Annotated in this window: 9 protein-coding genes and 1 pseudogene; 3 read left to right on the plus strand and 7 right to left on the minus strand. The window is 64.7% G+C overall.

The annotated features are described in order from the left end of the window. The 6 genes and pseudogenes from RHODMAR_RS05265 to RHODMAR_RS05290 form a co-directional block, all read right to left on the minus strand. Positions 1 to 879, minus strand: an 879-nt coding sequence (locus tag RHODMAR_RS05265) for a DUF222 domain-containing protein (protein WP_008712067.1), incomplete at its 3' end; no start/stop codon positions are given. Between the two features lie 333 nt (positions 880 to 1212). Further along, positions 1213 to 1796: pseudogene (locus RHODMAR_RS05270) on the minus strand (DinB family protein). Between the two features lie 14 nt (positions 1797 to 1810). Next, positions 1811 to 2554 (minus strand): CPBP family intramembrane glutamic endopeptidase, encoded by a 744-nt coding sequence (locus RHODMAR_RS05275; RefSeq protein ID WP_008712072.1) that lies wholly within the window; start codon positions 2552 to 2554, stop codon positions 1811 to 1813. A gap of 19 nt (positions 2555 to 2573) precedes the next feature. Further along, the gene (locus tag RHODMAR_RS05280; RefSeq protein WP_008712075.1) at positions 2574 to 3845 is read right to left on the minus strand and encodes a YhgE/Pip domain-containing protein; all 1272 of its coding nucleotides are present in this window, start codon (positions 3843 to 3845) and stop codon (positions 2574 to 2576) included. A gap of 150 nt (positions 3846 to 3995) precedes the next feature. Beyond that, positions 3996 to 4508 carry a peptide-methionine (S)-S-oxide reductase MsrA gene (gene msrA / locus RHODMAR_RS05285; protein WP_008712077.1) on the minus strand — a complete coding sequence of 171 codons (513 nt, stop codon included), beginning with the start codon at positions 4506 to 4508 and terminating at the stop codon, positions 3996 to 3998. Positions 4509 to 4581: 73 nt separating this feature from the next. Next, a complete protein-coding gene (locus RHODMAR_RS05290; RefSeq protein WP_008712078.1) occupies positions 4582 to 5613 on the minus strand; it encodes an NADP-dependent oxidoreductase in 1032 nt (343 codons plus the stop codon). A 75-nt stretch (positions 5614 to 5688) separates the two neighbouring features. Here RHODMAR_RS05290 and RHODMAR_RS05295 point away from each other — a divergent pair, with 75 nt between their 5' ends. After that, positions 5689 to 6525 (plus strand): Cof-type HAD-IIB family hydrolase, encoded by an 837-nt coding sequence (locus RHODMAR_RS05295; RefSeq protein ID WP_008712081.1) that lies wholly within the window; start codon positions 5689 to 5691, stop codon positions 6523 to 6525. A 74-nt stretch (positions 6526 to 6599) separates the two neighbouring features. On the opposite strand, the gene RHODMAR_RS05300 is transcribed toward RHODMAR_RS05295, so the two are convergent. Then, entirely contained in the window at positions 6600 to 8819 is a 2220-nt protein-coding gene (locus RHODMAR_RS05300) for an N-acetylmuramoyl-L-alanine amidase (RefSeq protein ID WP_008712084.1), read from the minus strand. 279 nt (positions 8820 to 9098) lie between these two features. Between RHODMAR_RS05300 and cobM the strand changes: the two genes are divergently transcribed. Beyond that, positions 9099 to 9842: a precorrin-4 C(11)-methyltransferase gene (gene cobM / locus RHODMAR_RS05305; RefSeq protein WP_008712087.1), complete on the plus strand. Its 744-nt coding sequence runs from the start codon at positions 9099 to 9101 to the stop codon at positions 9840 to 9842. After that, positions 9839 to 10588, plus strand: a complete 750-nt coding sequence (cobF, locus tag RHODMAR_RS05310) for a precorrin-6A synthase (deacetylating) (RefSeq protein WP_042938111.1) — start codon at positions 9839 to 9841, stop codon at positions 10586 to 10588. Before cobM ends, cobF begins: the two co-directional genes overlap by 4 nt. Positions 10589 to 10591: the final 3 nt, after the last annotated feature.

The following is a 10591-nucleotide window of genomic DNA, read 5'->3' on the forward strand; positions in this document are numbered from 1 at the left end:
CGGTCCCATCCAGGGCAGCCAGCCGACAGAACTGCCGTCACCGAACATGTCCCTATACGCGCCGCGGTCCGCGGAAAGATCATCGGTGCTGGCACGTTCGGTTCCGTCCGCCGTGCCGCGGAGGTCGGTGAGGTCGCGGAGGTTGATGTGCAGGTTGACGTGGGGTCTGTCGCCGCCTTCGGTGGGGCGGTCACTGGAGGCGAGGTAGTGGTCGAGGATCTGCCCGAACGCATCCGCTCTGCGTTTGGCGGGGCTGCGTTCGTCTTGGGTGCCGTCGGCGGCGGGGCGGGGTTCGGTGAGGGGTGAGAGGGCGGTGAGCAGTTTTTCGCCGGTGACGGCGTCGAAGTCGCCTTTGAGTGCCAGGCGTCCGTTCAGGGTTTTGGAGGCGAAGAGTTCGTTGCGGTCGGTGTCCTCGGCGGGTGGCTTGTTGCCGCCGTAGAGGTCGTTCAAGCGGGTGATCGCTGCGCGCAGTGGGCCGGTGCGGGCGTCGGGTCCGGTCGCGGCTTTGATCAGCGCTGCCCGGGCCATATCGCAGCCCTCTTGGGGGAGGTCCTTGGGTGGGGTTTCGGCGAAGTCGAGGATCAGGGCGGCATGGTCGAGGGACATCACGCCGGTGTTGACCGCGTCGGCGATATCGGGGAAGTTCTTCAACCCGCGGGCGAGGGCGAGGATCTTGTTGGCTTTTCCCGCCGAGAGCAGGGTGGTGGAGGTGAGCCAGCCGGCGGGGCCGGGGAAGCCGAGTTTGTCTTTGCCGACGCGGGTGTCGATTTCGGCGACGAGGGCGATACGGCGGGCTTCCAACAGTTGAATCTGATGGGAGACGTCAGCGGCGGCGGCGAGGAGTTGGTCCTCGCTCAGTTGCCAGATCGCTGTGGTCATACCATGAAGTGTATCGAACGTGTGTTCGAGACACAATGATAATCGAAACGAAAACTATTGCCGTGCTTAACTATTCGTGAATCGCAACGTGTCGGTGGCTCGTGGTAATGGCCCACTCAGTGGCTGCGGATGAGGTCGTACACATACGAACGACCTCCGTTGCGGCTTAACCAGACGCCCTTCCGGTGGCACATCGCCCGCGTCATCGAAGGGTCTGCTGGAGATCTCGACGATCGACGCGTCACACACCACCCATCCGTAAGCGGATGGACTCCTCGATACGACGGAAAGCCATGGGACGCGCTGTCTCCAACGAACTGCTACGCCCGGCTGTCAGTCCGTCGGATGGATCGGAGCGGCCTCTCGTGCAATGGTTTCCAGCTCGGATCGGTACGACGCCCACCATGCTGCGTCGCCGTCGGCCATGTTTTCGTTGCCGAGTCGCAGCCCGACGGATCCGTCGATGAGCTCGCGCAGGATGTCTGCATGACCGGAATGTCGGTTCGTCTCGGCGACGAGGTGCACGAGTATCCGGTGCAGATCGACGTTCTGCTTGTCGGCGGGCCAGTGCGGCACGACGCCGGGTGAGTTCAGCTCCAGTGCGGCGATGGTGGCGTCGGAATGTACCCACGCGTCACCGTAGAGGGCAACGATGTACTCGGACACTCGTCGGCAGTGGCCCACATGTCGGAATTGAGCCGGGCCGCAGCTGATGTATCGAGTTCGGCGAAGCGCGCCGGAAACTGGCGACCGAAGGTGAGCCCGAAATAGCCGTATTCGACGAGCGCCAGATGTTTGATCAAGCCGAGCAGGTTCGTTCCGGTCGGAGTGAGCGGCCGGCGCTTCTGGTACTCGCTCAATCCGTCCAGTTTCCACAGCATGTTCTGGCGGGCGAGCTGAAGGTACTGCCACAGCATGTCCTTCACCGGGATCAGCTCATCGACGCGTGCCACACGAGCGCAGCAGCCAGGGCCCCGAGGCCGTTGAGGGACCAGTGCAGCGCGATGGGGGCAATCAAGCTGCCGCTGCGGCTACGCAGCCACGTGAACACCACTCCGGCCGCGGCGGTTGCTACTACGGCCAGACCGATGCCCACTATTTGCCCGAAGACTCCGCCGCCGAGGAATCCGCTGAGCCCCACGTTGCCCGCCGTCAGCCCCAGCGAGGACGCGATGTGCCACAGGCCGAACAGCAGGGATCCTGCGGCGAAGACGCCGCGAGCCCCGGTGATGCGACCCAGCGTGCCGTGGAGGACCCCGCGGAACGCGAGTTCCTCGGGGATGACGGTCTGCAGCGGAATCACGATCATCGACGCGATCAGAGCGGCGGAGACGGTGGCGTACCTATCGGCCATGAAGAACGGCCGGGTGAGCGGCAGCAGTGCGCCGATCGCGACCACAGTCAGGACGATGCCGACGGCACCCAGTGCATACAGCGAACCCGTCTTCCACTGTTTCGGAGACAGACCCAGCTCGGCCCACCCCAGACCTCGTCGGTTCGAGAGGACGACCAACAGAACAGCGGCGATGGGAACCGTCGCGATACTGGCCCAGGCCGTGGTGAAGTGCGCGATGAGGTTGGTGCCCACGAGCACGAGGACGACGATGGCGACGTCGAGGTACGCGTGGAAGGCACGGCGGGGTACCACGCTCCCGGCCGGATTCACAGCAAGCATTGGGCCGAGTGTACTGGCGTCAGCTGAGAGCGCCCGGTGAATCGAGGCTCCTGTCGAGACCCTTTCTGTCGTAGACAAGGGTGAACACCAGGCCGAACACGAGCCCGATGAGAAGTCCGAGCAACGTCATCCACACCGAATGCAGCAGGCCGGCGTCGAGTGAGGCGTTGAAGTACAGGATGGATCGGGTGCCGAGGAAGATCTGGTGCATGGGCTCGAACTGGGCAAGCCAGGTGAAGATCGGCGGGCTGGCCTCGAGCGGGATCGTGCCTCCCGATGACGGTAGCGCCAGGATGATGAAGACGATCAGGTTGATCAGCAATCCCGCGCTGCCGAATGCGGACATCACCGCCAACGCAGTGAAGCCGACGGCGATGATCGCGAGAGCGCCGTACATCCACAGGGTCCACGCGTGCGTGATGGGCATTCCGAGCAGATGACTGATCAGCAGATACAGGCCGGACACGAGCAGCGCGAGAACGAACATCACGAGCCACTTGACGAGCAGCGTCTGGAAACGGGTGATTCTGGTCGGCCCGCGGTGGATGTACTTGGGACCGATTTCGGTGGGAGTGAACCCGAGTAGGCCGTCGACGAGTGTGCTGACGATGGTCGCACCGGTGAAACCGGCCAGTACGAGCAGCAGTGCGTAGTAGAACGCAGAAAGTCCACCGCCGGTGCCGTCGGGCAGTGGATCATGCTGGGCAACAATGACATTTATCGGCTGCGCCAACGCGAGTGCGCTCGCTCCCGCCAGCTCGGTGTCGCCGAGCTGCTGCCGCACCTGATCGGTGATCTGTTGGCCCACAGTCTGATTGACCGATTCGAATGCGGGTGTGGCAACTCCTGTTACGAGCGACATTCCGAAACTGCCCGCGCGCGGATTGGTGTAGACGGTGATGATCGGCTTCTCGACGTCGCCGGGAATCACACTCGCCTGCGCCAGGATTCCCATTCTCTTGGTGAAATCACTGGGGATGACGATGGAGCCGTAGACCTCGGCCGTCGACAGCAGCGATTCGGCCTGGGCCGGTCCGACTTCTCGGAAAGCGACCTTCTCGGGATCGACGTTCTGCAGCAGCCCGTCGACGATGTCGTTGCCGATGTTGCGTTGCTCGCCCGCAAGCGTGTCGCCCTGATCCTGGTTGACGATGGCGATCGGCAAGTCGTGCAGATTGCCTCGGGGGTCGAGAACGCCGCCGAGATACAGCGCGGCCAAAAACGACATCAACGCCGATACCACCAGAATGGGGGCGAGCCAGAAACGCGGCGAACGAAAGACGTCGGCCATCGATCGCGGGGTTCTGTCGGAGTTCACCGGATCAGTGTCGCAAAATCTGGTGAACTCGCGGGGCCGTAAAGCACTTTCTGCTCCACTCGACACTTCGACCGGCGGAATTCCGCTGACAAAAGCGAGGAGTGGAGCAGAAAACGAAACAGATTACGCAGTTGCCCGACGCGGCAGCTTCCAGTCGGGTCGGACCCAGTGGCACGTGTAGCCCTCGGGGTACTTCTGCAGGTAATCTTGGTGCTCGGGCTCGGCTTCCCAGAAATCGCCTGCCGGGGACACCTCGGTGACGACCTTGCCCGGCCACAGTCCCGACGCGTCGACATCGGCGATCGTGTCCTCGGCAACGCGCTTCTGCTCGTCGTCGAGGTAGAAGATCGCGGAGCGATAGCTGGCTCCGATGTCGTTGCCCTGACGGTTCTTCGTGCTCGGATCGTGGATCTGGAAGAAGAACTCCAGCAGGTCCCGGTACGACGTCTTGGATGGGTCGTAGACCACTTCGAGGCCCTCGGCGTGGTTGCCGTGGTTGCGGTACGTCGCGTTGGGCACCTCGCCGCCGGTGTATCCGACGCGGGTGGAGACCACTCCCGGAAGCCTGCGGACGAGCTCTTCGGCTCCCCAGAAGCACCCTCCGGCGAGAATGGCGGTTTCGGTTGCTGTAGACATCGTTGCTCTCCTAGCGTCCTATCGAACTAGCGCTCTATCGGCCGGTACGTGAGGTTCAACGAACGAGCGGGCCTCATAATTCCGAGTCGTGGGTGCGCTCGCCGACCTCGAGAACCAGTTTGCCGGTGTTCGCGCCGTCGAACAGCATGTTCAGCGTCGATCCGAAGGCGGTGATTCCACCGATCTCGATCTGCTCGCGTGCGGTCATCGTGCCATTGGTGAGCATGTCGGACAGCGCTTCGATGCCCTCCCGGAACCGATCGAGGTAGTCGAAGATGATGAATCCGGTCATCGATGCTCGATTGATCAGCAGGGACAGGTAGTGCGCGGGACCGGGCTGAGGGTCGGTGGCGTTGTAGCCGGAGATGGCCCCGCACAACACCACTCGTGCGCCTTTACGCAGGCGAGACAACGCCGCGTCGAGAATCTCGCCGCCGACGTTGTCGAAGTACACGTCGATGCCCTTCGGTGCCGCGGCCTTGAGCCCCTGGTAGACCGACTCGTTCTTGTAGTCGATCGCCGCGTCGAAGCCGAGTTCCTCGGTGAGCCAGGCACATTTCTCGGCTCCGCCGGCAATGCCGATCACAGTGCAGCCCTTGGCTTTCGCAATCTGCCCCGCGATGCTACCGACGGCTCCAGCGGCACCGGAGATCACCACGGTGTCGCCCTCGGTGAGCTTGCCGACGTCCATCAGTCCGAAGTACGCGGTCAGGCCGGGGAAGCCGAGGGCACCGAGCCACGTGGGCGCCGGGGCGACGGATTCGTCGACCTTCTGTACCCCGGTGCCATCCGACAGGGCATGCTCGGTGACGCCGAACGAGCCCGAAACTATCTCTCCGACTGCGTAATCGGGATGGTGAGATTCGAGCACCCGGCCCACTGCATGGGCGCGCATGACCTCACCGATGCCGACGGGTGGTACGTACGAGCGTGCGTCGTTGAGCCAGCCCCGCATCGCCGGGTCGAGAGAGACGTAGTCGACGGTGACGACGAACTCGCCGTCGCCCGGAGTGGGTATCGGTTCCTCGGTGAGGTTCCACGTCGATTCGTCGGGACGCCCCACCGGACGCTGCGCCAATCGGATCTGACGGTTCGCAGTTGTCATCTACCGTTCCTTCCACATCGAAGACGTGCATGTCGAAAACAGGGCACTTCGACACTAGGGCAGAATGACGTCACGATGACCAACGCGCCGAACACCACCCGCCTCGCCCCCCGACTCGTCGCAAGCGACGTCGACGGCACTTTGCTCGACCAGCACGAACGTGTCTCCGAACGCACCCGACGTGCCGTCTCGGCCGTCGTGGCCGACGGAGTGCCGTTCGTGCTGTGCACCGGCCGGCCGCCACGATGGATCCACCCCGTCGTAGAGCAGCTGGGATACGCGCCGATGTCGGTGTGCGCCAACGGTGCGGTGATCTACGACGCCGCTGCCGATCGAGTGCTCAATGCCGAAACCCTGTCGGTCGAGACGCTCCAGTGGTTGGCCGACGTCGCTTACCGCGCGTTGCCCGGGTGCGGTCTGGCCGCCGAGCGGGTCGGCCGTACCGCACACGACTCCGCCACCGCACAGTTCGTCAGCTCGCCGGGATACGAGCACGCCTGGCTCAATCCCGACAACATCGAGATGACCGAAGACGACGTGGTCGACGTCCCCGCGGTCAAGCTACTGATCCGGTTGACCGGCACCACCAGCGGACACATGGCCGATGTGCTGTCCCCATTGATCGCCGGCCGCGCTGACCTGACGTTTTCCACCGACAACGGACTCATCGAGCTGTCGGCTCCAGGGATAACCAAGGCATCGGGCCTGGCCAAGGTCGCCGAGTCGCTGTCGGTGGACGTCTCGGACATCGTGGCCTTCGGCGACATGCCCAACGATGTGCCGATGCTGTCGATGGTCGGACTCGGCGTCGCAATGGGCAACGCACATCCCGCCGCCGTCGCGGCGGCGAACGAAGTCACCGTCACCAACGCCGAAGACGGAGTGGCGCGGGTTCTCGAACGCTGGTGGTGACGTCCCGACCACTACCCAGCACAACACGAAAGGGCCGAGTCACCGTAGTGACTCGGCCCTTTCGCTGACGACTCTCAGCCTGCGGGTGCAGGCTCCGGCACCGGTGCCGGAGCCACCGGTGCCGCCACCGGGTTCTGCATTTGCGCGCTGTAGGTGTCGTTGTACGTCTTGATCACCGTGGTGACGATTCCGGTGAGCTCGTTGAAGATCAACGAACCGTTCTCGAAGTCCGTCCGGAAGCCCTCCTGCACCCGGAACTCGTCGGTGATCGGTAGGCCGAGGACACCGTCGACGCCGCCCTGCTGAAGGTACTGCTGGAAGATCTTGCCGATAACGGCTACAGCCTGACCGGCCATGTTCGTGATGATCTCACCGTTGGCGAACTGAGCCTTCTCGCGGCCACCGCTCACCTGCACCAGACCGCTCACCGGTACACCGAGTGCACCGGTCTCACCGCCCGAGGACAACCACTTCTGCGCGACGGGACTGGTCGCTGCCAATCGCTGCAATTCTGCGACCAGCGCCGGGATGTTCTCGCCCGGAGTGGAACTGGCTTCGGTACCCGGACGTGACGGTGCCGCGTCGGTCACTGCGGTATCCGGAGCCGTGTCGGTCGTGTCCGGTGTTTCCACCGGGGCCTCTCCGCCACCCAGATTGGCCGCTGCGATCTCACGGATCTCGCCGAGGCGGGCATATCCGGCGTTTCCGGGGCATTCTGTGTTGCCGACGTCGCGGTGCCCGAAGATCACCGGCAGGTCGATGCTCTTGCCCTTGCCGACGAACGTGAAGTCCGTTCCCTCGGAGGTCATCGTGGTGGTGCCCTTGGGGTCGAGACCGGCATTGCCGAGTCGCCATCCGAGGAACTTGCCGACGGAGTCGACGGTTTCCTGCGAGGGATCCTCGGTGGAGTAGTCGCCCATCATGGCGACGCCGACGGTGTTCTCGTTGAATCCGCCCGCGTGTGCGCCCTGAACCGGCTTGTCCAGGCCACCGGCACGGCCCTCGAAGATCTGGCCGTACTTGTCGACGAGGGCGTTGTAACCGATGTCGCACCAGCCGAGCGTCTGCGCGTGGTAGGCGTAGATGGCGCGAACGATTTCGGCAGATTCCGACTTGGAGTAGTCGTTGCTGCCCGCGGTGTGGTGCACGGTGGCACCACCGATGAAGTCGTCGTACGTCGGTGTGTCGCAACGGATCGACTCGTCGGCACCCCACTGGGCGCGAGTGATGACGTTGGGGCCTGCGTTACCGGCGACGGGAGTGGCGATCTCACTGAGCGCCGAGTCGGCCGGGGACGTGCCGGGAGTGATGAGCACGGCACTGATGTCGCTGACGGCCGCAGCCAGCTGCTCTGCGGAACTCGCCTGGTTGGGATCCGCTGCCGGGTCTGCCGGTGCAGGCTCGGCTGCTGCCGGATCCATTGCGGCCGGATCGAGTGGTGCCGGATCCTGTTGGCGCAGAGGCTTGCTCGACGACGCCGGGGTGTAACCCAGCGGCTGGTCGGTGGCGACGGCTGGTGCCTCTACTGCCGGTGCTTCCGCAACAGGTGCATCGGCGGCAGGCAGTTCGACGACGGGAACCTCGGGAACCTGCGCACCGGCAAAGCTTTCGGGCGCTGCGCTGCTCGTCAGTGGCGTCAGCAGCACCTGCACGGCCTTGGTCAGTCCCACGAAGATCGGTTCGGTGCCCTGAGTTCTCGGTGCAGGCGCGGAGTCGTCGGCCGTGCTGTCGACCGGTGCGGTCTGGAGCCACGGACCCCAGGAGCCGTCTTCGAGCTGACGACGAACCTGCGCGGACGCACCGTTCAACTGCTCGGAGGTCAACGCCACCATGCTGAACGGGTTGTCCTGCCTGATTTCCTTGACGGCTGCACCGAGCGGCGGTCCGGTGGGATCTGCCGCTTCGGGGTTGACCGGCGCGGACGCGTCCACCCTGGGCACCGGTGCCTGCGCGGTTGCGTTCCCGGGAGCAGGGGTGGTGAGGCCCGGGATGTCGGGGATCTCGATCGGCGGGATGACGATGGAATCCGGCAACGGCAGGTACTTCAGATCGGAGAGCCGCAGATCGGGCAACGGTAGTCCGGTGAGCTGCTGCAGCGGAATGACGATGTCCGGGGCAGAGCTCAGCGCGGTCTCGACGATCGTGGTCGGCACGGTGACCGGGGTTGTCTCGTTGGCCGGTCGAACTCCGGTTGTCGTGCTGTCGGTGAGGCCTGTGACCGCAAAGGGGGTCGCTACGGCGAGCAGTGCGACAGCACCGAGAACGATCGACGGCTTCGTTCGACGGTTCGGCAAGGCGGTACTCCCTGGTTGTTGGTAGGTATGCGTCGTTGGAATCGCGATTGCTGAGCAACATGAATAACATCAGCAACATGAGTCCCATCAGACACAAGGCTAAACCTTAGCTTGACAGTTAGCTATCGGCGGGAGCTCCGAAGACGCGGCGCGTCGGGGTTTGCACTCCAGGTCGTTCCGCAGGCTCCACTCCGTTTTTCTGGGTCATTTCGCAGGCTCCACTCCGTTTTTCTGGGTCATTTCGCAGGCTCCACTCCTGCCCACCTAGGCTTTCCAGCTGTGACTGTGCACTTCATCGGCGCCGGACCAGGCGCAGCCGACCTGCTCACGCTGCGAGCCGTCGAGTTCTTGCGATCGAGCCCGGTCTGCGTCTACGCCGGCACCTACATCGACGACGCGATCCTCGAGCACTGCTCGGCCGGCACCCGCCTCGTCGACACCGCGAAGCTCGACCTCGACGCCATCACCGCCGAACTCGTCGCCGCCCACCAGCGCGGTGAGGATGTTGCGCGCCTGTGCTCGGGCGACCCGTCCCTCTACTCCGCGCTCGCCGAACAGTCCGCTCGGCTCGACGCCGCAGACGTGCCCTGGGACGTCACCCCCGGTGTGCCGGCGTACGCGGCCGCTGCCGCCTCGCTCGGCGTCGAGCTGACGGTGCCCGAGGTGACGCAGTCGGTGGTGCTCACGCGCGCGCAGGCCCGCTCGACGGCGATGCCGAACACCGAGGCGCTGGCGAACTTCGCCGCCACCCGCGCCACACTGGCGTTGCACCTGGCCATCACCCGCACCCGCATCCTGGCCGACGAACTCGCCGAGTACTACGGCCCGGATTGCCCGGCCATCGTCGTCTTCCATGCCAGCAAGCCGGACGAGCTGATTCTGCGCGGCACTCTGGCCGACATTGCCGATCGGGTCGAGGCCGCGGGTCTGCGTCAGGCCGCGGTGATTCTGGTGGGGCCTGCCCTGGCTCGACGCGTCGTCGCCGAATCACACCTGTACGACGCGTGCCGGGACCGCTCGTGAAGATCCATCTGATCGGCATCGGCGGCGGACATCCGGATCAGCTCACCGTCCAGGCCGTCGAGACGTTGCGGGCCGTGGACGTGTTCATCGTGGCGGACAAGGGTGCGTCGGTCGGTGATCTCGGAGCTGCACGGCGAGCTGTACTCGAGCGTCACCACGGCGGCAGCTACCGGATGATCGAGGTACCCGACCCGCCGCGTGACCGATCTCCTCGGCAGTACGAGAGCGCAGTGCTGGATTGGCACGACGCCCGCGCGCACGCGTACGCAGAGGTGCTCGACGGGCTCGCGGAGGGCACCGTCGTGGGGTTCCTCGTCTGGGGCGACCCGGCGCTCTACGACAGCACGATCCGCGTCGTCGAGCGGATCGCGGCGCTGCGCGGCGACATCGAGTTCGATGTCACACCCGGCATCTCGAGCGTGTCGATGTTGGCGGCGAGTCATCGGATCGTGCTCAACCGCATCGGCGGTCCGATCGTCATCACCACCGGAAGGAACCTGGCCGGGGATGTCGCGGCCGGTCTCGACAATCTCGTGGTGATGCTCGACGGCAACCTGGCCTGCAGTGCGTTGACCGGCGCGGGATGGGGCATTCATTGGGGAGCGAACCTGGGCACCGGTGACGAGAAACTGGTGGCGGGTCCACTCGACGACGTGCTGGGCGACATCCGCCGCGCCCGCGAGGAGGTCAAGTCCCAGCACGGCTGGGTGATGGATACCTACCTGCTCCGACGCTCTACCGAATGACGC

The sequence above is a fragment of the Rhodococcus sp. AW25M09 genome, assembly GCF_000333955.1.
Taxonomy (GTDB): Bacteria; Actinomycetota; Actinomycetes; order Mycobacteriales; family Mycobacteriaceae; genus Rhodococcoides.